This window comes from Microbacterium oryzae, from assembly GCF_030406385.1.
GTDB classification, from domain to species: domain Bacteria; phylum Actinomycetota; class Actinomycetes; order Actinomycetales; family Microbacteriaceae; genus Microbacterium; species Microbacterium oryzae_A.
In genome coordinates, this window is the sequence record NZ_JAUEPM010000004.1 from 120,371 (window position 1) to 144,338 (window position 23,968).

At 70.9% G+C, this 23,968-nt stretch carries 21 protein-coding genes; 10 read left to right on the forward strand and 11 right to left on the reverse strand.

Features of this window, described 5'->3' with window-relative positions; translation table 11 throughout:
* The first annotated feature begins 68 nt into the window (after positions 1-68).
* Complete coding sequence (locus tag QWJ90_RS08120) at positions 69-866, forward strand: LLM class flavin-dependent oxidoreductase (RefSeq protein WP_290107196.1); 798 nt, start codon at positions 69-71, stop codon at positions 864-866.
* Complete coding sequence (locus tag QWJ90_RS08125) at positions 863-1,501, forward strand: GrpB family protein (protein ID WP_290107197.1); 639 nt, start codon at positions 863-865, stop codon at positions 1,499-1,501. Before QWJ90_RS08120 ends, QWJ90_RS08125 begins: the two co-directional genes overlap by 4 nt.
* On the opposite strand, the gene QWJ90_RS08130 is transcribed toward QWJ90_RS08125, so the two are convergent.
* From QWJ90_RS08130 to QWJ90_RS08140, 3 genes are read right to left on the reverse strand one after another with little or no spacing between them, the layout of a single operon-like run.
* On the reverse strand, positions 1,485-1,892 hold the full coding sequence (locus QWJ90_RS08130) for a hypothetical protein (RefSeq protein WP_290107198.1): 408 nt from the start codon (positions 1,890-1,892) through the stop codon (positions 1,485-1,487). The two genes, QWJ90_RS08125 and QWJ90_RS08130, sit on opposite strands and share 17 nt — an antisense overlap.
* A 10-nt stretch (positions 1,893-1,902) precedes the next feature.
* Entirely contained in the window at positions 1,903-3,198 is a 1,296-nt protein-coding gene (locus tag QWJ90_RS08135) for a cellulase-like family protein (RefSeq protein ID WP_290107200.1), read from the reverse strand.
* Positions 3,195-6,416 carry a DUF5107 domain-containing protein gene (locus tag QWJ90_RS08140; protein ID WP_290107201.1) on the reverse strand — a complete coding sequence of 1,074 codons (3,222 nt, stop codon included), beginning with the start codon at positions 6,414-6,416 and terminating at the stop codon, positions 3,195-3,197. Before QWJ90_RS08140 ends, QWJ90_RS08135 begins: the two co-directional genes overlap by 4 nt.
* A 92-nt stretch (positions 6,417-6,508) precedes the next feature.
* Here QWJ90_RS08140 and QWJ90_RS08145 point away from each other — a divergent pair, with 92 nt between their 5' ends.
* The gene (locus QWJ90_RS08145) at positions 6,509-7,372 is read left to right on the forward strand and encodes an AraC family transcriptional regulator (RefSeq protein ID WP_290107202.1); all 864 of its coding nucleotides are present in this window, start codon (positions 6,509-6,511) and stop codon (positions 7,370-7,372) included.
* Positions 7,373-7,405: 33 nt separating this feature from the next.
* On the opposite strand, the gene QWJ90_RS08150 is transcribed toward QWJ90_RS08145, so the two are convergent.
* From QWJ90_RS08150 to QWJ90_RS08160, 3 genes are read right to left on the reverse strand one after another with little or no spacing between them, the layout of a single operon-like run.
* Entirely contained in the window at positions 7,406-8,227 is an 822-nt protein-coding gene (locus tag QWJ90_RS08150) for a carbohydrate ABC transporter permease (protein ID WP_290107203.1), read from the reverse strand.
* Between the two features lie 47 nt (positions 8,228-8,274).
* On the reverse strand, positions 8,275-9,180 hold the full coding sequence (locus QWJ90_RS08155; protein WP_290107204.1) for a carbohydrate ABC transporter permease: 906 nt from the start codon (positions 9,178-9,180) through the stop codon (positions 8,275-8,277).
* A gap of 58 nt (positions 9,181-9,238) precedes the next feature.
* Positions 9,239-10,567, reverse strand: a complete 1,329-nt coding sequence (locus tag QWJ90_RS08160) for an ABC transporter substrate-binding protein (RefSeq protein ID WP_290107206.1) — start codon at positions 10,565-10,567, stop codon at positions 9,239-9,241.
* Positions 10,568-10,764: 197 nt separating this feature from the next.
* Between QWJ90_RS08160 and QWJ90_RS08165 the strand changes: the two genes are divergently transcribed.
* Positions 10,765-12,201 carry an MFS transporter gene (locus tag QWJ90_RS08165; protein WP_290107207.1) on the forward strand — a complete coding sequence of 479 codons (1,437 nt, stop codon included), beginning with the start codon at positions 10,765-10,767 and terminating at the stop codon, positions 12,199-12,201.
* Positions 12,202-12,295: 94 nt separating this feature from the next.
* On the forward strand, positions 12,296-13,504 hold the full coding sequence (locus QWJ90_RS08170; protein ID WP_290107208.1) for a cobalamin-independent methionine synthase II family protein: 1,209 nt from the start codon (positions 12,296-12,298) through the stop codon (positions 13,502-13,504).
* Between the two features lie 64 nt (positions 13,505-13,568).
* On the opposite strand, the gene QWJ90_RS08175 is transcribed toward QWJ90_RS08170, so the two are convergent.
* From QWJ90_RS08175 to QWJ90_RS08185, 3 genes are all read right to left on the reverse strand, one after another.
* On the reverse strand, positions 13,569-14,519 hold the full coding sequence (locus tag QWJ90_RS08175) for a fumarylacetoacetate hydrolase family protein (RefSeq protein ID WP_290107209.1): 951 nt from the start codon (positions 14,517-14,519) through the stop codon (positions 13,569-13,571).
* Between the two features lie 55 nt (positions 14,520-14,574).
* Positions 14,575-15,708 (reverse strand): FAD-dependent monooxygenase, encoded by a 1,134-nt coding sequence (locus tag QWJ90_RS08180; protein ID WP_290107210.1) that lies wholly within the window; start codon positions 15,706-15,708, stop codon positions 14,575-14,577.
* Positions 15,709-15,855: 147 nt separating this feature from the next.
* Complete coding sequence (locus QWJ90_RS08185; RefSeq protein ID WP_290107211.1) at positions 15,856-16,872, reverse strand: VOC family protein; 1,017 nt, start codon at positions 16,870-16,872, stop codon at positions 15,856-15,858.
* A gap of 259 nt (positions 16,873-17,131) precedes the next feature.
* Between QWJ90_RS08185 and QWJ90_RS08190 the strand changes: the two genes are divergently transcribed.
* From QWJ90_RS08190 to QWJ90_RS08210, 5 genes are all read left to right on the forward strand, one after another.
* Positions 17,132-17,905 (forward strand): CoA transferase subunit A, encoded by a 774-nt coding sequence (locus tag QWJ90_RS08190; RefSeq protein WP_290107212.1) that lies wholly within the window; start codon positions 17,132-17,134, stop codon positions 17,903-17,905.
* Between the two features lies 1 nt (position 17,906).
* Positions 17,907-18,560, forward strand: a complete 654-nt coding sequence (locus QWJ90_RS08195; RefSeq protein WP_290107214.1) for a 3-oxoacid CoA-transferase subunit B — start codon at positions 17,907-17,909, stop codon at positions 18,558-18,560.
* Complete coding sequence (locus QWJ90_RS08200) at positions 18,557-19,735, forward strand: acetyl-CoA C-acyltransferase (protein ID WP_290107215.1); 1,179 nt, start codon at positions 18,557-18,559, stop codon at positions 19,733-19,735. The genes QWJ90_RS08195 and QWJ90_RS08200 overlap by 4 nt, the downstream gene beginning before the upstream one ends.
* Positions 19,736-19,852: 117 nt before the next feature.
* A complete protein-coding gene (locus tag QWJ90_RS08205; protein WP_290107216.1) occupies positions 19,853-20,800 on the forward strand; it encodes a LysR family transcriptional regulator in 948 nt (315 codons plus the stop codon).
* Positions 20,801-20,848: 48 nt separating this feature from the next.
* Positions 20,849-21,481 (forward strand): Pr6Pr family membrane protein, encoded by a 633-nt coding sequence (locus tag QWJ90_RS08210; protein ID WP_290107217.1) that lies wholly within the window; start codon positions 20,849-20,851, stop codon positions 21,479-21,481.
* Positions 21,482-21,503: 22 nt separating this feature from the next.
* Here QWJ90_RS08210 and QWJ90_RS08215 read toward each other — a convergent pair whose 3' ends face one another.
* Both QWJ90_RS08215 and QWJ90_RS08220 read right to left on the reverse strand, forming a co-directional pair.
* Positions 21,504-22,895: a flavin monoamine oxidase family protein gene (locus QWJ90_RS08215; protein ID WP_290107218.1), complete on the reverse strand. Its 1,392-nt coding sequence runs from the start codon at positions 22,893-22,895 to the stop codon at positions 21,504-21,506.
* A 46-nt stretch (positions 22,896-22,941) separates the two neighbouring features.
* Complete coding sequence (locus tag QWJ90_RS08220) at positions 22,942-23,955, reverse strand: sugar phosphate isomerase/epimerase family protein (protein WP_290107219.1); 1,014 nt, start codon at positions 23,953-23,955, stop codon at positions 22,942-22,944.
* Positions 23,956-23,968 lie beyond the last annotated feature (13 nt).

The following is a 23,968-nucleotide window of genomic DNA, read 5'->3' on the forward strand; positions in this document are numbered from 1 at the left end:
GATGGCACGGGGCGCCGACATCGCGGATGGCGAAGCGCAGTGCCGGCGCGCGATGGCACGATGGGGGCATGGCAGCGGCATCGACGCCCGAGATCGGCATCGTCTTCCGTCCTCAGTCGGCCCCGGAGGACCTGCGCGCGGTCGCCCGTGCGGTGGAGGACGCCGGGGTGCCCGAGCTGTGGCTCTGGGAGGACTGCTTCCTCGAGGGCGGTCTGACGACGTCCGCGACCGCCCTGGCTGCGACCGAGCGCGTGCACGTCGGGATCGGCCTGCTCCCGGTGCCGCTGCGGAACCCGGCGCTGGCGGCGATGGAGGTCGCCACCCTCGCGCGACTCGAGCCCGGGCGCTTCGTGGCGGGCTTCGGGCACGGCGTGCTCGAGTGGATGGGCCAGGTGAGCGCGCGCGTCGCGTCGCCGCTCACCCTGCTGCGCGAGTACGTCACGGCGGTGCGCGCGCTGCTCGACGGTGAGACGGTCGACACGGTCGGGCGGTACGTGACGCTGCGGGACGTGCGGCTGGGATGGCCCCCGGCCGTGGTCCCCGAGATCACCGTCGGCGCGCGCGGACCGAAGACGCTGAGGCTCGCCGGGGAGATCGGCGACTCGGTCCTCCTCGACTCGGCCGCTGACGAAGCGGCGGTGCGCGCGGCGCGCGACCTCGTCGATGAGGGTCGGGCCGACTCGGGCCGCCCGGGACGCACGCACGTGCGCGTCTTCACCGAGATCGATCCCCGGGCCGACACCCTCGAGAGCCGCATCGCCGACCGTCTCGCGGAGCTGGCGGCCGGCGGGGCCGATGCCGTCGCCATCCAGGCACCTGCCGGCGCCCCAGATCCCCGTCCACTTCTGGACGCGCTGCCGCGATGACCTCCCGCGCCCTCGCGCCCGAGGAGATCACGACGTTCGCGGATGCTCCGGCGCCTCCCGGATGCAGCCCCTGGGTCGTCGAGCCCCGCGTCGAGGAGATCGAGATCGTCGACCACGACCCGGCGTGGGAGGGGCGGGCCGCGGCGCTCATCGACCGTGTCCGCGCCGCGCTGGGAGAGCGCGCGCTCGCGGTCGACCACGTCGGCTCGACCTCCGTTCCGGGGCTGCCCGCGAAGCCCATCATCGACCTCGACGTGACCGTCGCCGACTCCTCCGACGAGGCGTCGTGGCTTCCCCCGCTCGAGGCGGCGGGCTTCGTCCTCACCGTGCGAGAGCCCTGGTGGCACGAGCACCGCTGCCTCAAACCCGCCGATCGGGGCGCGAACATCCACGTCTTCTCCCCCGACAGCCCGGAGCTCGTCCGGCACGCCCTCTTCCGTGACTGGCTGCGGGCGAACGAGGCGGATCGGACTCTGTACGCCGAGACCAAGCGTCTGGCCGCCGCCGAGGCGACCGCGCGCGGTGAGGAGATGACGGCGTACAACGACCGGAAGTCCGCGGTGATCCGCGAGATCTACCAGCGCGCATTCCGCGCCGCTGGGCTCCTTGAGGGGTCGGTCACCCCCAGGGGCTGACGCCGACGCCGTCGAGTCGGAGTGGGCGCAGCTCGGGCGGAGGCGGCCAGGGCAGATCGATCAGCTCGTAGGGCACATCGATGGCACCGAAGTCGTCGGTCTTGACCACGACCCGTCCCGGTCGCACCGCGCCCGACTCGATGCGATCGGGTGAGAACTCCACCAGACGGACGCGGATGTCACGGCCGTCTCGGCGAAGAAGCCACGCCCCGGCCATCCAGGACAGGCCCTGCTCCTCGAGCACCTCCTCGGCGCTCAGCCAGTCCACGGGCTCCGTCAGGTCCGTACCGAAGAGCGACACCGCCACCCAGCCGTCGCCCGCCGGGCGCACCCAGCCGACGAGCTCGCCGTCCGACGCGCGCCGGTGCGGGATCCAGTCGGGGGTGATCATGCGCCCCACCCTAGGCGCTGAGGATGCGCCCGTTTACCTCCCGCTGCCACTCGCGCAGCTGCCACATCGGATGGTGCGGTGCCGCATTCGAGCAGAGCACGACGCCCCACACGCCGTTCTCGAGTGCCGTATCGATACCGCGCTCCGCCAGCGATCGACCGATCTCGCCCTCCTCGAAGGTCCCGTGCAATGGCGTGTAGCCGACCCAGCCTTCGCCGACGACCGCGGGGACCCGCTGCCAGCGGGCCCACTCCGCGATGGCGATCACGCGTGACTCGATCTCGCGGCGCATGACCTCGTGATACGCGGGATAGTGCGCAAAGAGCCAGTCGTCCCACGCCTGCGGGTTCAAGACGTCGTAGCCGTAGAACATCTGGTCGGTCACCACAGTCGCGCGGTACTTCCACTCCGCGGCTCGTCCGTACTCCTCGACCGTCGGCGCATCCGCCCGCAGCAGCGCGCGCAACTCGGCGTTGGGAAAGTCGCTCGACCCCTCCGACCGGATGTCTATCCGCTTCTGCAGCTCGTCGAGCACGCCGTAGCTATAGACGTGGAACTGGGCGGCGCCGAGTTCCACGGGAACGCGGTGCATGGCGAGATGCGGCGGCTTGCCGTAACTGGCGGTGACGAGGAGATCCGGGTGGCGCTCGGCGAGACGGGCGACCTCTGCCGCACCCCCGTCGGTGAGCGCCGGCAGCATGGAGAAGTCGACCTCGTTGTGCAGCTCGACCAGAGCGACGAGATGGCGCTGGCCGCGCTCGGTGATCCAGCCCAGCATGCGGTCCCATGCGTCCGCGAGCGCTCGATACCGCTCGCCGAGCGGAACGGCATCGATCGTCTCGAACCAGGTGGGATCGGCTGCGAACGCCGTCGACTGCTGGTACTCCCAGGAGGCCAGGATGAGGACGAGACCGTGCCGTTCGCACGCATCCAGCAGCTCGCCGAGCCGCTGGCGGACGTCGATGTCGTAGCCGCCCGGTGCGTCATACCACCGGGTGCGCTCTCCGTAGAAGCCCCCGTCGGCCCTCGCTCCCAGTCCCTCGATGCCGATGCGCGGATCCAGTCCGAGGTCGCCGAACGTGAGCAGCGGGGCGGCGCAGATGCGAATTGCGTTGTACCCGAGCGAGGCGGCGTCCACCACAGCGACGTCGATATCGGCGTAGGGCCCTCCCACCTCCGCTCGCGTGTACCAGGAGAAGTCCCACAGGGTGATGGTGAGCCGTTGCGGCAGGTGTGCAGGAACGACACCAGTCAGACCCTGACGGTCGTCCGAGACGGTTCCCGAGCCGAGATAGCGCTCCGTCATGCGAGTACCCCTTCCGGGTGTCGGCCCCGCGCTGCGAGTTCTCGCAGCTGGCGCGCCAGCGCGATGCGCGCGCCGGAGGTATCGGTGTCGAACAGAAGCAGCTCGGGCACCGAGGTCGCGAAGTAGTCCACCACGTCCTTCGTGCGCTCGAGCTCGTCGGCGCGGGCCTCCAGGCGCGCCCAGACGGCGCGGGCCTCCTCGTACTCCCCGAGCCGGCTGTGCGCGACCCCGATCCAGTAGTCGCGCTCGTCGGCGGGCCGCTCGTCGACGGCCAGCGGCGAGCGCGCGCACGCCCGCTGCCACGCGGACTCGGCTGCGGCGTCGTCGCCCATCTGCCGGTGAAGGTCGCCAAGGAGCACCAGCCGCTCGGCGATGGGGTCGGCGGGATGGCGTCCCTCGCCCAGGTGGGCGGGTGCCGCGACGCCCTCCTCGAGCAGCGCGATCGCGGCCCGAGCCTCCGAGTGTGCCGCCGCAATGCGGCAGGCCGCTCGGTCGTAGGCCGCGAGGGCCCGACCCTCGCCGCCCTCGAAGGGACGAAAGCGCCGCGTCGTGAGGAGGCGCCACGCCTCTTCGTTCCGCCCGACATCCAGGAGGAGGTTCGCGTGCACGACGGCCAGGTCGTCACGCTGATCGAGCAGGTCTGCGTGCTCCTCGAGCCGCGAGAGCCGCTCCCGCGCGCTCAGGCCGCGCACTCGATCGAGCACCTCGCGCTCGAAGACGAGACGCGCTTCGGGCGCGAGAGCGAGCGCGCGCTCGAGCAACCGGTCGGCGGCGGCCGGGTCGCCTCCCGTGGCCACCACCGCGAGCGCATGATTGCGCCACACCACGGGATCGATGCTGCCGCCCTCGGTCGCCGCGGCCAGGTGACTCAGTGCGTCCGCTGAGCGGCCGGCATCCAGCAGCCACATGCCGAGGAGCCCGTGCGCGACGACGTCGCCGGGGTCGGCGACGAGCGCCGCGACGAGGGCGTCGTGCTGGTCGAGTCCGGCGGGGAATGCGTAGTCGGCGGCGGCCGCGCGGGCACGCGAGCGCTCCTCATCGGCGCGCTCCGGCGGTCCGGCCTGATCGAGCCAATGCGCTCGCAGATAATGGCGCAACGGCTCGGGCACCCCGAAGCCGGGGTGGTCTCGGCGAGCGGCCGACTCCGTGACGGCGAGCGCTTCGCGAAGCGCGCCGGCGAGAGCGAACTCCGCGCCGATCTCGAGGGGAGTCCGCGGGTCGATAGAGGCGAGCGCTCCGTCGAGGGCGGCGAAACCCGGATCCAGCGGAGCAGCCGTCCGCGCCGTCTGCAGGAGCGCGCTGCTGTCTTCGCCGAGTCGTCGCAGCGCGAGGACCTCGATCCGACGCGCGGCCGGGACGACGGCGGCGACCTCGCGAGCGATGGCGAGCGCTCGGGCCGCGTCGCCTCGGCGCAGCGTGATCCGAGCGCGCACCAGCGTGGCGGCCGGCTGCCACGCCGCGTTCCACGCCGCTCGCCCGAGTACGCGCTCGGCCTCGTCGAAGTCGCCGAGGCGTTCGAGGACAAGGCCCAGCAGATAGCCGGTCTCGCCGTCGCGGGGGTTGAGGTTCCGGCGGGTCTGGCGCGCCATCGCCCGCTCGAGGAGCACGCGAGCGTCGTCGTACTCGGCCCGGCGGAGGCGCCAGCCGGCGAGCAGAGTCGCGGCCCGGAGGTCGGACTCGTCGCGCCGCAGCGCCTCCTCCAGGTATGCCACCGCCGACCGCGACGGGTGACGGTACTGCATGAGATGGACGGCGGTCAGGTAGAGCTCGTCGGCGGATTCGATCTGCTCGGGCTGCGGCGGCGCCGTCGCGACCCAGGGAGCGCCGTGGTCGCGCCGCTCCGACTGCCACTGCGCGAGCACCCGGTCCGCCGTGCGGACCACGACGCAGTCGACCGCGGCCGCAGGCACGGCGACCTGCACGGGGGCGTCCGGAGCGAGCGAGACGCGCTCCTCCCGAACGTCCTCTCCGACCACGATCTCGATCCGCGCCTCCGGGAACGCGCGCGTGACGAGGACGCCCACCCGCGTGCCGTCGCCATCCGGTCTCACGGAGATCGCGGCGTCGAGCGACGCCTGGCGCGCCGGCCCGATGTCGTGGATCGGATACCAGTACTGGCTGAACGTCCTCGTCTCCCCCGGCAGGAGCCAAGCGAAGTCGGGCTGGTTGTCCGTGTAGACGCCGGCCATGAGCTCGACATAGGGGCCGTCGCCATCCGTCAGCTGGTCATCCCAGGCGCGGCCGATCTCGCCGTCGCCCCAGGTCCACTGCTTCTTGCCGGGCGAGAGGGCGTGATCCGCCCAGTGGACGAAGCCCGCGTCGGCGCCGTGGTCGTAGCCGCCGAAGAACTCGTCGTCGGTGTCGGTGATCATGTACGACGTGGGCACCGGGATATTGCTGTAGATGTCGATTCGGTCCGCCCCTTCGCGCTCGGCGGCGAGCGCGGGGTAGTCCACGCCGTAGTACGGCCGGTCTGCGCGCGGGAACGCCGTGATCGCGCGCCGTGCGTGGTCGGCCACGTAGGTGACGTCATCAGGGAAGAACGACTGGTACTGCTCGTGCGAGCGGGCCGCGACGTTGGCCCACCAGAGGAACGTCTGCGGGGCATCCGTGCGGTTGTGCAACCGCACGTCCGCCTCGATGAGGGTGGAGCCGGGTCGCAGGCGCACCCCGTGGACCGACTGCATGCGCTGGAGCGGGTCGATGTCTCCGTGCCAGACCACGACGGCGCCATCGGCCTCGCGCTCGATCGATGTCTCGACGGGCAGGAAAGTGGCGGGGCGGTGATGCTGCGGCCAGTTGAACTCGACGCCGCCGGAGATCCACGGACCCGCGAGCCCCACGAGCGCCGGCTTGATGACGTTGTTGCGGTAGAAGAAGTCGTAGTCGGCGACCTTGTCGTACCCGATATGGATGCGTCCGCCGATCTCCGGCAGGAGCATGAGCCGCACGTACGCATTCTCGAGGTGGATCGCCCGCCAGCGCCGTGGGCGCTTCTCGTGCGAGATGGCATCGGTCATGGGCAGCGGGTAGACCTTGCCGCTCGACCCCTGGTAGACGCGGCGGTCGAGGAACAGGGGATAGCGGTCGGGGGCGGCCGGATCGTACGTGTCGATGACGACGTCCTCCTCCCAGCAGGCGACACCGCCCGCGTCGAGGATGTCGCGCTGGTCGGCGGGTGCACCGGGCAGGCAGATGCGGCTGAGGTCTTCGGTCACACTCCCACGCTACGAACGGGCATGGCCGCGCGGAATGGGCGATCCTCGTCGGCACATGGACGAACCGATGATCGAAGGCGCACAATTGAGGGATGGAACGCGCCGACGGCTTCGAACGGCAGCGCCTCAGCGTCGTCCCTCGCCCCCTGGTCGCCGCAGCACTCGAACGCCCCGTGACCCGACGGATGGTCGTGACCGATGCGGGATGCTTCCCTCGGGCCGAACATCACGGCAGGCGGCGACCTGGCGGGGCCGAGGAGACCATCGTGATCGTCTGCACGGCCGGCGCGGGCTGGGTCGAGACACGAGCCGGACGACGGCGTATCGGCTCGTCGACGGCGGTGGTGATCCCCGGAGGCGTCCCCCACTCCTACGGTGCGGATGCGAACGACCCCTGGACGATCTGGTGGTGCCACGTGCGTGGTACCGACGTGTCGGAGCTCGTGGTGGCCACGGGTACAACCGACGCCGATGTGACACTGTCGCTGCGCACTCCGGAACGTGCGACCTCGCTCATCGACGAGATCGTGACGAGCCTGGAACGGGATGTCAGTCCTGCTCGGCTGCTGGCGACCAGCGGGATGGCGTGGCGCCTCCTCACGCAGCTCGTCGTCGACCGACTGCTGCCGCACCGCGACACCACGCTCGAGCGCGCCATGCGCTACCTGGAGGAGCGTGTGGATGGGCGGGTGCAGGTGCCTGCGCTCGCGGCTCTGCTGGGCGTCTCCGCGTCGCACCTATCGGCGCAGTTCCGGAAGGCCACCGGCGGCGGAGTGCTCGCGCACCACACCTCGCTCAAGATGGCTCGCGCACGCACATTGCTCGACACGACCGACCTCAGCGTCGCGGAGGTCGGTCGGCATATCGGGATGGCAGACGCGTTCTACTTCTCCAGGCAGTTCCGAGCCGTGCACGGGATGAGCCCGCGCGCATACCGGGAGACGCGCAAGGGCTGAGCGCGACGGCGCTCCTCCCTTGCGCGTGTCGCGTCAGCCCTTCGTCGCCCCGGCGGTGAGGTCGGCCCGCCAGAACCGTTGCAACCCCACCATCAGCACGACCAGCAGCAGCGCCGAGACCGCGGACCCCGCCACCACGAGCGCGTAGAAGTCGGGGTCGCGCTGGGTCTGCGAGTTCCAGAGCGTGAGCCCGAGCGTGACGGGGAACGTCTGCGTGTCGTTCAGCATCACGAGCGGCAGCAGGTAGTTGTTCCAGATCGTGACGAACTGGAAGAGGAAGATGGTCACGAGCGCGGGGACCATCATCCGCGCCGACATGGTGGCGAAGATGCGGACCTCGCCCGCGCCATCCAACCGCGCCGCCTCGATCACCTCGTCGGGCACGCTCGAGGCCGCGTGGATGCGCGCAAGGTACACCCCGAAGGGGCTGACCATGCTCGGCAGCAGCACGGCCCAGTAGGAGCCGGTCATGCCGACCGTGTTGAGCAGGAAGTACAGCGGCAGCGCGATGACGGTCGCCGGCACGAGCACCCCGCCGAGGATGATCGAGAACAGCGCCTCGCGGCCCCGGAAGGGGTACTTCGCGATGGCGTAGCCGCACGCCGAGGCGATGAGCATGGCGACGAGCGCTCCGACGCCGGAGTACAGGATGCTGTTGAGGACCCAGCGGGTGAAGAGCCCGCCGTCCTGCGTAAACAGCAGCACGAGGTTGCCCCACGCGCGCGGTGTGTCCGAGAACCAGAGCCCGAAGGTGCCGAAGAGATCAGCGGGCGACTTGGTCGCGGCGACGAGGACCCAGACGAGCGGCAGCAGGAAGTAGATCGCCGCCACCACCAGGACGGCGTTGACCGCCACGTCCGAGACGGTCCCGCGCCGAGGAGCGCGCCGCGAGGGTGTCGAGGTCACCATGCGCGGTTCCCCTTCCGGTTGACGAGGCGGAGGAACCCGAACGAGAACGCGAAGCCGATGACGGCCACGACCACGGCCATCGCCGCGGCGAGGTTCGGGTTGCCCTGGGCGAACGCCTGGTTGTAGGCGGCGAGGTTGGGCGTGTAGGTCGAGCTGATCGCGGTCGTGAGCGGGCGCAGCACGAGAGGCTCGACGAACAGCTGCAGGGTGCCGATGATCGTGAACACGGTGACGAGGATGATCGACGGGCGCACGAGCGGGAGCTTGATGTGCCAGATCGTCGACCAGGAGGATGCGCCGTCGATGCGAGCGGCCTCATACAGCTCAGACGGGATCGCGTCGAGCGCGGCCATGAGGATGATCATGTTGTACCCGGCGAAGCCCCACAGCGCGATGTTCGCGATGGAGAAGAGGACTGTTCCACCGGAGAGCGGGTCGGCGTCGATGCCTACCGCGGATAGCGCCTGAAGCACCGGGCTCGTAGCGGGCACATAGAGGAAGCCCCACAGCAGCGTGGCGACCACCCCCGGCACGCCGTAGGGCGCGAAGTAGAGGACTCGGAACACCCGAGGGAAGCGAGCGCGCCCGGAGTCCAGCAGCAGGGCGAGGCCGAGCGCGGTCACGACCATGAGCGGCACGAGGATGGCGGAGAAGAGGATGAGCCGCCAGAGGCTCTCCACGAAGGTGGGGTCCGACAGCGCTCGGGCGTAGTTGTCGAAGAGCACGAAGGTCGGCGTCGAGGCGCCGAATCCAAGACCTGAGCTCCGCGTCGCGAAGAGGCTCTGAACGATGGCGTAGATGATCGGTGCGACGAAGAACAGCACGAACATCACGACGAAGGGGAGGACGAAGAGCCACACGGCGGCGGGGAGCCGACGACGGGGAGCGCGGACGGTCACGGGGTCTCCAGACAGAGGGGCGGGGCGTGCCGGCGTGCGCCGGCCCGCCCCGCAGGAATCACTTGTTGACCGAGATGCCGCGCTCTTCGAGCGCCGCGACCATGTCGGTCTGGGTCTTCGTGTACGCCTCGGTGATCGGCTCACCTGCGTCGACGGCGGCCTTCACGTTGTCCGTCAGCGACGCGAAGAGCGTCGATGACAGCGGCGGCCAGGTCCAGTCCGTCGCGACGGCCGCGTCGGACTCGGCGAACACATCCCAGATGTCCTGACCCCCGTAGAAGGCGAAGACCTCGGGCGCGTCCTGCAGCGACGCGATCTCGGACGTGTCGGCGATCGCCGGCCATCCCGCACCGACCTCGGTGAGAATGCTCACGCTCTCGGGGTCGGAGTTCAGCCAGAGCGCGAACTCTGCCGCGGCTTCGGGGTCCTTCGAGCCCTTCAGCACCGCGCTCGCGGAACCGCCCGCCCAGGTCGCGGAGGCCTCGTCGCCGGCGTTCCACTGCGGCATCGCACCGACGGCCCAGTTGCCGGAGGTGTCCGGTGCGGTGCCACGGAGGATGGCGTCCGCCCAGGAGCCGGAGATCCACGTGACGACATCGCCGTTCTGGATGTCGGCGTTCCACTCGCTCGAGAAGTCGGCCTCGATCTTCACCAGATCCTCGTCGATGAGCTTCTGCCAGAACTCCGCCACCGTGAGCGTCTCCGGGCCGTCGATGTCGACCGTCCAGGCGTCGTTCTCGGCGGCGAACCAGCTCGCACCGCCCTGCTGCGCGAGCCCGATCATCCAGGGTGCTTGGTTGAAGGCGAACGCGGCGATGTAGCGGTCGGGGTCAGAGGCACGGATGACCTTGGCCGCCTCGTAGAACTCGTCCCAGGTCGTCGGGTACGCCAGGCCGAGCGAGTCGAAGATGTCCTTGCGGTAGAACTGTCCCAGGGGACCAGAAGCCTGCGGAACCGAGTACACGCGGTCGTCGAAGACACCCGTCTGCCACTGCCACGGCACGAAGAGATCCTCGGAGTCGCCGACGTAGTCGGTGATGTCCTCCAGGGCGTCATTCACGAGGAAGTCGGGCACGGCGTCATAGCCGAGCTGCACGACGTCCGCCGGGTTGCCGGCTTTCACTGCCGACAGCATCTTCGCGTACCCTCCGTCGGGGCCCGCGGTGATCGTCTCGAGAGTCACGTGGATGTCGTCGTGCGATTCGTTGAACGCGTCGACCGCCTGGTCGATGTTCGGCACCCACGACTGGAAGGTGATCTCGGCTGGCTCATCGCTCGACCGTGTGTCGCCGCTGCCGGCGCTGCACCCGGCCACGACGAGCGCGAGCCCGGCGCCGAGCGCGACGGCACTGAGCGTACGGAATCCGCGGCGCTGCGTGATGGACATATCTGCTCCTTCGCAAGGGAAGCTCAGCGCGAGGGGCCGCCGAGCGTTTCCGAGAGTAGTTCCGCTGAAACGTTCCAAGGAATGTCGAAAACGCGCGCGCACCTGGAGGATCCGACGAGGGCACGACGATTCACCGCAACCGGTCCCCGTCAGCACGACCACGGCGTAGGCGCCAGCCCGCGGATAGTCTGAACGAGATGCGCGACGACGAGAACCCCCGCCGGCGGCGCACGCGGCACCCGCCCCGCTTCCTGACCGTCGGGGTGCTCGCGTTCGCGGGGCTCTGCTCCTCGTTCATGTTCACGCTGGTCGTGCCGCTGCAGGCCGAGCTGCCGATGCTCCTCGACGCATCCCGCGAGGACACGTCGTGGGTCGTCACCATCACGCTGCTCGTCGCGGCCGTCGCGACCCCGATCTCAGGGCGCCTGGGCGACATGTACGGCAAGCGCCGCGTGGTCGCCGTGCTGCTCGTGCTCCTCGTCGCGGGATCGCTCATCGCCGCCCTCGCGAGCTCGATCACCGGCGTGATCATCGGCCGCGCCCTGCAGGGCGGCGTGACCGGCGTCATCCCGCTCGGCATCGCGATCATGCGCGACGTGCTGCCGCCCCGACGTCTCGGAACGGCGGTCGCTCTGATGAGCGCGACCATGGGCGTGGGCGGCGCCATCGGCATGCCGGTGGCGGCATATCTCGCCCTCCACACCGACTGGCACACGCTGTTCTGGCTGGCCGCGGCGCTCGGCGCCGTGGGCCTCGTACTCGTCCTGCTCTTCGTCCCGGAGGACATCCTGCGCTCGTCGGGGCGGCTCGACGTCCTCGGCGCGATCGGGCTGGCCGTGGCGCTGACCGGACTGCTGCTGTTCGTCTCGCGCGGCGCAGAGTGGGGCTGGGGCTCCACCGCGACGCTGATCTGCGGCATCGGCGGGCTCGTGGTGCTCCTCGGGTGGGGCGTCTACCAGCTGCGCGTTCGGGACCCGCTCCTGGACCTCCGGGTCGCGGCGCGACCGGCGGTGCTCTTCACGAACATCGCCGCGGTGGGGATGGGGTTCGCCCTCTTCTCCTCGAACGTCGCCTTCCCGCAGCTGCTGGAGCTGCCCGTCGAGACGGGCTCCGGGTTCGGCCTCGACATGCTGGGTGCTGCGCTGATCGTCATGCCCGCGGGGCTCGTGATGATGGTGATCTCGCCGCTGTCCGGATGGCTCGAGCGCACGATCGGGCCGCGCCCCCTGTTCACGGGCGGAGCGTCCTTCATCATGCTCGCCTACGTTCTCGTGCTGCTGTGGTCGAGCGAGGTCTGGCACATCTTCGTCGCCAACCTCCTCATCGGCGTGGGGATCGGCTTCACGTTCGCCGCCATGCCGCTGATCATCATGCGGGCGGTCCCGGCCGACGAGACGGGCGCGTCCAACGGGCTGAACGCGCTGTTCCGATCGGTGGGCACCTCGAGCGCATCCGCCGTGCTCGGCGGCGTCCTCGCCACCATGAGCATCGAGATCGACGGCGTCGCGGTCCCCACCCGGGCGGCGTTCGATCTGTGCTTCTGGCTCGCGATCGCCGCGGGCATCGTCGCCGTCGTGCTGTCGCTCTTCATCCCCCGCCAGCCGATCGAGGGCCATCCGTCCATCCGCGACTGACCGCGAGTAACCGACGGTCACGCGATGCGACACGAGGCGCGCGAGAGCGGTAGCGTCGCGACGGGGCCCACCCCCGGAGCGAACAAGGAGCAGCATGACGACCATCGAGACGACCACCGCCGGCAGCCTGCCGCGCACACAGGCCCTCATCGACGCCAACGCGGCGCGGACCTTCGAGGATGACGGGTTCACCCTGACCTCGACGCCCGAGTACGAGGAGCTGGTGGCCGAGGCCGTTCGCGACGTCGTGGAGCGTCAGCGCGAGGCGGGCATCACGCAGCCCGGCGACGGCGAGTTCGGCAAGGCCATGTCGAGTTCCGTCGACTACGGCGCCTGGTGGGGATACTCCTTCCAGCGCGTCAACGGCCTCTCCCTCACCGAGGAGAACATCTTCACCCAGCAGCCCGTGCGCTCCGAGCCCGGCAGCGTCCGGCTCACCTCGTTCCCCGACCGCCGCGACTGGACGATCTTCCGCGACGCCTACACCGACCCGGCCAGCGGCATCTCCACGGGCAAGAACGCCACGGCCTTCCCGACCACGACCGGCGAGATCTCCTACCGGGGCCACGACGCGGTCGCCGCCGACGTGCGCCACCTCGCCGGCGCGCTCCGCGAGGGCGAGCGCGGCTTCCTGACCGCGATCGCCCCCGGGTCCGCCGCCCGCATCGCGAACGACTACTACGGCAGCGAGAACGAGCACATCCAGGCGTGGGTGGCGGCGCTGAAGCCCGAGTACCAGGCGATCACCGACGCCGGCCTCATCCTCCAGCTCGACGACCCGTCGCTCGCCGAGAACTGGGACCAGATCAACCCCGAGCCGACCGTCGAGGATTACCTCGCCTTCACGCAGATCCGCATCGACGCCATCAACGACGCGATCGCGGGCCTCCCCAAGGAGCAGGTGCGCCTGCACCTCTGCTGGGGCTCGTGGCACGGCCCCCACACCACCGACATCGAACTGAAGCACATCCTCAAGACGGTGCTGGGTGCGAAGGTCGGGCAGATCTCGTTCGAGGCCGCCAACGCGCGCCACGAGCACGAGTGGGCAGTCTGGGAGGAGAACAAGGACCTCGTCCCCGACGACCTCGTCCTCGTCCCGGGCGTCATCGGGCACTCCACGAACCTCGTCGAGCACCCCGACCTCGTCGCGCAGCGCATCGAGCGCTTCGCGAAGATCGTCGGCCCCGACCGCGTGATCGCCGCGACGGACTGCGGTCTCGGCGGCCGCGTGCACCCGCAGATCGCGTGGGCCAAGCTCGACGCGCTCGGTGAGGGCGCGCGCCGCGCGGCCAAGCGCCTCTGAGCCGCCAGCCAACGACAGGATGGTCCCTTCCGCGACGCGGGGAGGGACCATCCTGTTTTCGCGGTCAGCGCTGCCGTGCTCGCGAGCGCGGGCGGGCGGGCGGGATGGGCGGGCCGGCGACCGGGGCGCCGACGAATCCGACGAGCTCGCCGATCCCCTCCACCGTCATCCGCACCTCATCCCCTTCCTGGAGCGGGGGGAGGTCGCTGCCGCGCCCCCACAGCTCCCCGAGGCACCCGCCGTTGCCGACGGTGCCGGAGCCGAGGATGTCGCCCGGCACGACCCGTGAGTTCCGCGACGCGTAGGCGACGAGCTCCGGGAAAGGCCACCCCATGTTCGAGACGAGGTCCTCGCCGTAGCGCCGGCCGTTGACGGACACCTCGGCCCGCAGGGCGAGGAAGCCGTCGTCGTCGAGGTACGGCTCCAGCTCGTCGGCCGTCACGATCCAGGGTCCAAGGGTGGTGGCGAAGTCCTTGCCCTTGCAGGGACCGAGCTTGACCTTCATCTCCCGCGCCTGCAGGTCGCGCGCCGACCAGTCGTTCATGATCGTGTAGCCGAAGATCCGCTCGGCCGCGTCGGCGACGGTGAGGTTCTCGCCGTCGCCGCCGAGCACGACGGCGACCTCGAGCTCGAAGTCGAGGCGCTGCGTCTCCGGCGGCGCGATGACCTCTCCGGGACCGGCGATCGTGTGCGGGTTGGTGAAGTAGAACGTCGGGGCCTGATACCACTCCGGCACGACCTCGCCGCGGCCGTCGACCGAGGCGCTCACACCCTCGACGTGCTCCTCGAACGCGACGAAGTCGCGGACCGATGCCGGTGCCAGCGGAGCGCGCAGCGCCACCTCGGCGAGCGGGGCCACGGGAGTTCCCGCGCGCTCGCGCAGGGCGACCAGCGCCCCGAGACCGGCGGCCAGGACCTCGGCCACGGTCAGCTCGTCAGGGAACGGGAGCACCCCGCCCTCCTCGATGAAGCCGTCCTCGTCCGCTCCCTGCCGGCTCCAGCGGCCGATCCTCATGCGCCCTCCGCGAGAGCGGGCAGCAGGAGGTGCGCGCGCACGTCGAACGCGCCGCTCATGCCGGCAGCGCCATCTGCTGGGCGACGCCGAAGATGAGCCCGGCCGCGTCCGCGTCGCGATTGTGCTCGAGCTGCCAGCGGCCCAGCTGCACGGAGGCCTCGACCACCGCTCGGGCGCGAGGAGCGCGGCGGGCGTGGAAGGCGTCCCACAGGTCCTGGTCGACCGCGTCGGCCCCGACGAGCAGGTCGGCGAGCACGATGCCGTCCTCGAGCGCCTGCGCGGCACCCTGCGCGACCGTCGGCGGGCAGCTGTGCGCCGCGTCGCCGATCACCACGATGCGGCCGCGGTTCCAGGGGCCGTCGATGATGTGCGAGGTGAACCACGTGTAGTTGATGCGACTCGCCTCGGACAGGGTCGCCCGGATCTCGTTCCATGGGCCGCCGTATGCCGCCGCGATGCCCTTCATGATCTCCGCGGCCTCCTCGGGCCCCACGCCGAAGCGGTCCTGCGCGTCCTCGACGAGGAAGGCGTACATGGTGTCCTCGCCCGTGGGGGTGTACCCCGCGATGTAGGCGGGGCCGCCGTAGTACAGCTGGCTCTGCGTGACCTCGGCCGGGCGGGGCACGAAGGCGCGCCAGATGCCCATCCCGGTGTGCTCGGGCTGGATCTCGATGCCGATCAGCTCGCGCACGGTGGAGTGCAGCCCGTCCGCGCCGATGAGGAGGTCGAACTCGCCCGCCGGCGCACCGCCGGCCTCGACGAGCACACCGGACTCGGTCTCCCGGACCCCGGTGATCTTCGTGTCGAAGTGGATGCGCACCCCGAGCGACTCGGCGCGGGCGACGAGGATGCGCGCGAGGTCCGGGCGGTACATCCCCATGCAGGCGGGGAAGTCGGGGCCGCCGGTCTTCACCTCGGGGAGCTCGGCGATGATCGCGGCGTCAGGACCCGGACCGCGCAGCGTGAGCCCCTCGAACGGGTAGCCCTCGGCGGCGACCTCCTCCCATACGCCGAGCCGCCCGAGCGCGCGCAGGGCGTTGCCCTGCAGGGTGATGCCGGAGCCGAGCGCAGACAGCTCGGGCTTCAGCTCATACACGTCGACGGAGACGCCCGCCTCGGCCAGGGGGATGGCGGCCGCCATGCTGGCGGCACCGCACCCCGCGATCGCGACCTTCTTCACTGCGGTCATGGAAGAACCTCCTCGTTCTCGGATGTCTGAAGGGATGTCTAGAGGATCGCCAGGGGGTTCACCGGCGGCCTGAGGGCGCCCGTGATCGGCACGGTGGCGGGCCGCGTCGGCGCGGTCGGGCCCCCGACCGGCACGGGAACGGGGCGCTCAGCCTCGGCCATGCACAGCGTACGGGTTCAGCAGCGCTTCCCTGATCTCGTCGGGCACGCCCTCCTCGGTGGCGGAGGGGCCGTCGGCCGGCGGGAACGACTCGGTCATCGACATGGGCATCGCGCCGTTGCGGTAGAGGTTGTTCGAGCCGAGCGACGGCTTCCACGTCTGGGGCTCCCAGTCCGGCACGTAGTTGCGGTAGCCGCCGGTGTTGAGCTCGATGCGCAGACTCGAGGGCTCCCGGTAGTACAGGAACGTCTGCTCGCCGATCCCGTGGATGTTCGGTCCGTACTCGATGCGCGTGCCGTTCTCCATGAGCACGTCGGCGGCGATGAGCAGCTCCTCGCGGGTGTCCACCCAGAAGGCGTAGTGGTTGACGCGGCCGGCGCGCGAGGAGCCGTCGAGCACGACGCCGAGGTCGTGCGACTTCTCATTGGTCGTCAGAACGCTGAAGACGGAGATGGGCGCCTCGTCCAGCACGGTGCGGGCCATGATGCGGAACCCGAGCACGCGCTCGTACCACGTGGCGAACTCGTCGACATCGCGCGCGGCGATCGTGACGTGGTCCAGTTGCCGCGGCGCACCGGCGTGGGAGGAGCGGCGCTGCGGGCGGTCGGGGAAGATCGAGGCCTGGTCGGCGCCGGAGACGTAGTGCTCGACGTCCCAGTGCAGCGTCATGGGGTGCCCCTGCGGGCCGACGAAGCGATACGCGCGGCCGATCGCGTGACCTTCGAACCACTCACCCTCGATGCCCTCGGACTCCAGGCGGCGGACCGCCTCCTCGAGGGCCTCCGGGCTCGTGGTGCGCCAGGCCGCGGTCTCGAGGGCGGGCTCCTCGCCCGGCACCACGATCACGCTGTAGCGGTAGTAGTCGCCCCAGCAGCGGAGGTACACGGCGCCGTCGATGCGGTCGACGACCTGGAGGCCGACCTGCTCCTCGTAGAACTTCACCGACGCGTCGACGTCCGGCGACGTGATGGCCACGAAGGACAGGTGGGAGAGCAGTTTGATCATCTTCGATCCCTTCTCGGGGTGAGTCTGGATCCACTCTCGACCTGGCTCGCGCATCAGGGAACTCGAATTCGCCAATCCTCACTATCGCCGCCGTTTATGGTCCAGCAACTCCTCGTCCACCTCGTTCACGATCATCGATAGCGGCCATTCGGATCGCTGATAGCGGCTCGATCCGGCCGTCGCTGCGCCTACATTCGGAAGCCACGGCACCGCCGCCGCAGGACGCGGGCGCTGCGTGTGGACGAGGGAGTGACACGACGTGATCGACAAGCAGATCGAGACGCCGGCTGAGGCCGTCGCAGACATCCGCGATGGAGCGAGCCTCGCCGTCGGCGGCTTCGGGCTCTCCGGGAACCCGATCGCCCTCATCGAGGCGCTGCTGGCGCAGGGCACCACCGGGCTATCCATCGTGTCGAACAACTGCGGCGTCGACGACTGGGGTCTCGGCATCCTGTTGGCGGCACGCCGCATCCGCAAGATGACCTCCTCCTATGTCGGGGAGAACCGCGAATTCGAACGGCAGTTCCTCTCCGGCGAGCTCGAGCTCGAGTTGACCCCGCAGGGGACACTCGCGGAGAAGCTCCGCGCCGGCGGCGCGGGGATCGCCGCGTTCTTCACCGAGACGGGAGTGGGCACACAGGTGGCGGACGGGGGCCTCCCCCGCCGCTACGCCCCCGACGGCAGCGTCGCCGTGGCCTCGCCGGGCAAAGACGTCCGCACCTTCGACGTCGGCGGCCGCCGCCGCGAGTACGTCCTCGAGGAGGCGATCACCACCGACTTCTCCCTCGTCCACGCCTGGAAGGGCGACCGGCACGGCAACCTCGTCTTCCGCAAGGCCGCGCGGAACTTCAACCCGCTCGCCGCGATGGCGGGCCGCGTCTGCATCGCGCAGGTCGAGGAGCTCGTCGAGCCGGGGCAGCTCGATCCGGACGCCGTGCACCTGCCGGGGGTGTTCGTCCACCGGGTCGTGGACGTGGGCCCGGACATCGTCAAGCGCATCGAGAAGCGCACCGTCGCCGCCGGAGGGAACTGACATGGCGCTCACCCGCACCGAGATGGCCGCCCGGGCGGCCGCGGAGCTGCACGACGGCGAGTACGTGAACCTCGGCATCGGCCTCCCGACCCTTGTGCCGAACTTCATCCCGCCGGGCGTGACGGTCGTCCTGCAGTCCGAGAACGGCATCCTCGGCGTGGGGCCCTACCCCCGCGAGGATGAGGTGGACCCCGATCTCATCAACGCGGGCAAGGAGACGGTGACGACCCTCGCCGGCGCGGCGTTCTTCGACTCGGGGCTCAGCTTCGGGATGATCCGCGGCGGCAAGATCGACGCTGCCGTCCTCGGCGCCATGCAGGTGTCCGCCGGCGGCGACCTCGCCAACTGGATGATCCCGGGCAAGATGGTGAAGGGCCCAGGCGGCGCGATGGACCTCGTGCACGGCGCCGGCCGCGTCATCGTGCTCATGGAGCACGTCGCGAAGGACGGCTCGCCGAAGATCGTCGAGAACTGCTCGCTTCCGCTCACCGGACGCGGCGTCGTCGACCGCATCATCACGGACCTCGCGGTCGTCGACGTCACCGCGTCCGGCCTCGTGTTGCGCGAGCTGGCCCCCGGGGTCACACTCGACGAGGTCATCTCGGCGACCGGACCCGCGCTGACCGTCGCCCTCGAAGAGGAGGAAGCCGCATGAATCCCGCAGACGTCGTGATCGTCGCCGCCGCCCGCACCCCGCAGGGGCGGCTGAACGGCCAGCTCGCCGCCCTCACTGCCTCGCAGCTGGGCGCGGCCGCCATCCGCGGCGCCCTCGCCCGCGGTGCGGTCGATCCGGGCGCGGTGGACGCGGTGATCCTGGGCCAGGTGCTCCCGGCCGGCGCTGGGCAGAACCCTGCCCGGCAAGCGGCCATCGCGGCGGGCATCGGCTGGGCGGTCCCCGCGCACTCGGTGAACAAGGTGTGCCTGTCGGGGCTGACCGCCGTCATCGATGCCGCGCGCATGATCCGCCTCGAGGACGCGGAGGTCGTCGTCGCGGGCGGCATGGAGTCGATGTCCCGGGCGCCGCACCTCTTGATGGGCTCGCGCACGGGCTGGTCGTACGGGTCGGTCGAGGCGCTGGACCACATGGCGCACGATGGGCTGACCGACGCCTACGACGGCGTGAGCATGGGCTCGTCCACGGAGACCCACAACACTCGCCTCGGGATCGGCCGCGAGGAGCAGGACGCGGTGGCGGCGCTGTCGCACCAGCGGGCCGCCGCCGCCGCGAACGTCCTCGACGAGGAGATCGTGCCGGTGGAGATCCACCAGCGCCGCGGCGAGCCCGTGGTCGCGAGCCGCGACGAGGGCATCCGGCCGGAGACGACGACGCAGACGCTCTCGCGGCTGCGGGCGGCGTTCGCCGAGCAGGGCACGATCACTGCGGGCAACTCCTCCCAGATCTCCGACGGAGCCTCGGCCGTCGTCGTGACCACGCGCGCGCGAGCGGAGGCGGAGGGCTGGACGGCCCTGGCGACCGTGGGGGCGTCCGGGCAGACCGCCGGTCCCGACAACTCGCTGCAGGGGCAGCCGGCCTCGGCCATCCACAGCGCTCTGCAGAAGCAGGGCATCGCGGCCGACGAACTCGACTTCGTCGAGATCAACGAGGCGTTCGGCGCCGTCGTGGTGCACTCGGTGCGCGAGCTGGGCCTCTCCTCCGACATCGTGAACATCCATGGCGGGGGCATCGCCATCGGACATCCGATCGGAGCCTCGGGGGCGCGTCTCGTCGTCCACGCCGCGCACGAGCTCGCCCGACGCGGCGGCGGCACCGCGGCGGTGGGGCTGTGCGGCGGAGGCGGGCAGGGCGAGGCGCTGATCCTCACGCGCTGACCCGCGGGGCAGGTCATCAGTGAACCCTATGCAGGGGTTCGAGCGATCGATGCCGGTGATACGCTTCGAGGACGCTCGTCGTCGAGCGAATCGCCCCGAATCGAGGACCACGTCGCCGTGCCCGATCAGCCCCCGCTCTCTCGGCTCGACCTGAACCTGCTGGTGTCGCTGGACGCCCTCCTCACCGAGCGCAGCGTGACGCGCGCCGCGGAGCGCCTGCACCTGAGCCAACCGGCGCTGAGCGCCTCGCTCTCGCGCCTGCGCGCGCACTTCGACGACCCGATCCTCGCGCGCCGAGGCAACGCCTACGAGCTGACCCCGCTTGCGCTGCGCCTCACCGAGCACACCACCACCGCCCTCGAGGCGGCGCGCCGCGTATTCGAGAGCCAGGCCTCGTGGAACCCCGAGCAGTCCACGCGCGAGTTCTCGGTGTTCGGCTCCGACTACGGCTTCGCCACGATCGGACGGACGGTGAGCCGCCTCGCCCGCGAGCGGGCGCCCGGCGTCCGATTCCGATTCATGCTCCACAACCAGACCATCGTCGAGGATGCGGCGACCCGTCTGCGGGGGGCCGACGCGATGCTCATCCCGCACGGCTTCCTGGCCGACCTGCCGTATGCCGACCTCTGGCACGACGGATGGGTCGGCGTGGTGAGCAGGGAGGACGACAGCATCGGCGAACGCGCGAGCATGAGCGACCTCGCCGAGCACCCGTGGGTGTTCACCTATCAGTCGCGGGACGCCTTCACCTCGGCGAGCCGGCAGGTGCAGCAGCTCGGGATCGAGGCGCGTGTGGAGGCCGTCGTGGAGAGCTTCCTCGCGCTGGGCCACTTCGTCGAGGGCACCGACCGGCTCGGTCTCGTGCAATCCGCGCTGGCGCCGATCGTCGAGCGGTCCGCACGGGTGCGCACCTTCGCGCTGCCCTTCGACGCCACGCCCGTGCTCAACGCCCTCTGGTGGCATCCGGTCCACGACCGCGACCCCGAGCACCGTTGGATGCGGGAGCTCTTCGTCGACGCCGCAGCGGACCTCGCCGCGGCGACCGGTGAAGCGATCCTTCCGTAGACTCGGGCCACGGCGTGCCCGAGCGCCGGGCGGGAGGGTGACGCGAGGGTGACGACACGGACGGCGTTCGGGTGGTCCCGCCTGGCGGCGGCCGCCCTGTGCCTCGTCGCGCTCGTGCATCGCCTGCTGTGGGGGCTGGGGTCGCAGACCATCGCGGGAGAGAACTTCCTCGCCTACCTCACCATCCAGTCCAACATCGCGTTCCTGGTTCTGGCCGCCATCGCGGGGGTGATCGCACTGCGGCGCGGGGAGGACCCGCCCTGGCTCACCACCGCGCGCGCCCTGGTGCTGAGCTGGACGATCACGGCGGGCCTCGCGTTCGGGCTGATCGTCTGGCAGGCGAGCATGCGCGGCATCGCCATGAGCGTGCCGTGGTCGGACGTCGTGCTGCACTTCGTGCTGCCGATCTGGACGATCCTCGCTTGGGTGTTCGGTCCCGGCCGGCGTGCGGCGTCGTGGCGCGTGGTGCCGTTCGTCCTGCTGTACCCGGTGCTCTGGGGCGCGTTCACGCTGTGGCGCGGCACCGTCGTCGGCTGGTACCCCTACTACTTCCTCGACCCGCGCCAGGTCTCGGGCCTCGGCGAGTTCTGGGGCTCGTGCGCGGTGGCGCTGGCGATCTTCGCCGCGGTCGCCTCCGGGCTCGTCCTGCTCAGCCGGGTGCGCACGACCGCCGGGAACTGAGGCGTCCAGGCGCGCGCCGGCGTCACTCCCGGGCGAAGAACGCCAGCGAGGCGAGCGCCGCAGTCACCGCCTCGTCGTCGTCGAGCGCGGCGAACTCCGCCGCGGCGCCGCCGCCCACGAGCCCGACGAGCACCGGCTCACCCGTCACCGGCTCGAGGTTGAACCAGGTGCGGATGAGCGCATCGCCGCCCACGACGTGCCAGATCACGGCGTCGGTGGACCAGAAGCGCTCCTCGAAGCGCAGCCATGCCGTCTCGATGGTCCCCATCCCGAGCGCGGCGAGCGCCCCGCGATGCGCGGTCGGCAGCGCCGGAGCGAATTCGATGGACTCGCTCTGCAGCACTCCGAGCGGAACCGTGACGACGACGCGGTCGAACGACAGCGCCTCCCCCGTCGCGATGCGGAGGCTCACGCCGCGTTCGTCGTAGGCGATGCGGACGACCGGCGACGACAGCGTGACCTGGATGTCGGTCAGCGGACTCTCGACGAGCCCGCTCAAGTCGCCCGCCGCGCCGACGAGCGTCTCGGGCGGGATGGCCGGAGGGAACCAGCTCGAGGCGGCGCCGGGATCGGCGCCGGTCGTCGCGGCGAGCCAGGCGAGGGAGGCCTCGAGCGCGGGGTCCTCGACGTCGGCGCCGGCCTCATCGAGCGCGTCGGCGAGAGACGAGTCAGCCGGCTGGTCGGCCGCACGGTCCGCTGCCTGCCGCACCGCGTCGAAGCCGGGCGCCGCCGTCTCGCCCGACTCGGACCATCCGATCGCCGGCTCGAGATCGAGCTCCTCGACGCCCAGCAGGCGCAGGCGCCCGAGGAAGGCGGCGTCGTCCTCGCCGAGGGTCCATGCGCCCAGCTGCAGCGGGACCGGCCACGCGTCGTCGGGGACGGAGTGGATGCGGCCGCCGACGCGGTCGCGCGCCTCGAACACCGTGACGTCGAACCCCGCGTCCGCGAGGCTCCGCGCGACCGTCGCGCCGGCCGCGCCCGCGCCGATCACGGCCATCCGCTCGCCCTCGACCGCTCGGCCGAGCACCTCGGCCGCCGCGCGCGCGCCGGAGTCGTACGCGCCGAGCACCGAGCCCGGCCGGTCGGATGCGGTGGCCTCGCCGGCGAAGAAGACGCGGCCCTCGAGCGGGGCGGCGAGCGCGGCGCGCTGCTGCGGTGTCGCCCCGACCGGCACGAAGCTCACAGCCCCCCGGGAGAAGGGGTCGCTCGTCCATTCGCTGCGGAGCCACCGCTCGGGCCGCGGCAACGCGGGTGACGGCGTCGGCGTCATGGTCGTCGCGCTGGGGGTGGCCGTGGGCGTCGCGCTTCCGGTCGGCGAGGGGGATGGCCGCTGGCCGCCGGTGCACGAGGCGAGCAGCATCGCGGCGGCGCCCGTTCCGGCGCCGACGAGCAGGGTGCGGCGCGTGATCCTCATCGTGTGGCCAGACTATCCCGCGCCGTGCGGTTCGCCAGTGCCGCCCCTACTGGTTGCTGAACGCCGCGTCGAACGACGCCGCGGGCAGCTGCCACAGCAGCGAGCGGATGTAGCCGACGGCCTCGGCCGCACCGTGCAGGCGATCCATGCCCGCGTCCTCCCACTCGATGGAGATCGGGCCGTCGTAGCCGATCGACGCGAGCGCGCGGAACGCGTCCTCCCACGGGATGTCGCCGTGCCCGGTCGAGACGAAGTCCCAGCCGCGCCGCGGGTCGCCCCACGGCAGGTGCGAGCCGAGGATGCCCTGCCGGCCCGACGCGTGGCGGATCCGCGTGTCCTTGCAGTCCACGTGGTAGATCCGGTCGGCGAAGTCGGTGATGAACGAGACGGTGTCGATGCCCTGCCACGCCATGTGCGACGGGTCCCAGTTGAAGCCGAACGCGGGGCGCCGGTCGATGGCCTCGAGCGTGCGCACGCTGGTCCAGTGGTCGTACGCGATCTCCGACGGGTGCACCTCGTGGGCGAAGCGCACGCCCTCGTCGTCGAAGACGTCGAGGATGGGGTTCCACCGGTTCGCGAAATCCTCGTACCCGGCGTCGATGACCTCGGCCGGCACCGGCGGGAACATCGCCACGTACGGCCAGATCTTCGAGCCCGTGAAGCCCACGACGGTGTCGACGCCGAGCTTCCGCGCCACGCGCGCCGCGCGCTTCATGTCCTCTGCCGCACGCTGCCGCACGCCCTCCGCGTCGCCGTCGCCCCACACGTAGTCGCGCAGGATGGCCTGGTGGCGGAAGTCGATCGGGTCGTCGCACACGGCCTGGCCGGCGAGGTGGTTCGAGATCGCCCACACCTTCAGGCCGTACCTGTCGAGGATGTCCAGCCGCGACTGCACATAGGCGTCGTCCTCGTCGGCCCGCTGCAGGTCGAGGTGATCGCCGGATGCGGCGATCTCGAGCCCGTCGTAGCCCCACTCGGCCGCGCGCTGGGCGAGCTCCTCGAATGGCATATCGGCCCACTGCCCCGTGAAGAGCGTGACGGGATGGCGTGCGTCGGTCATGGGTCCTCCTGGA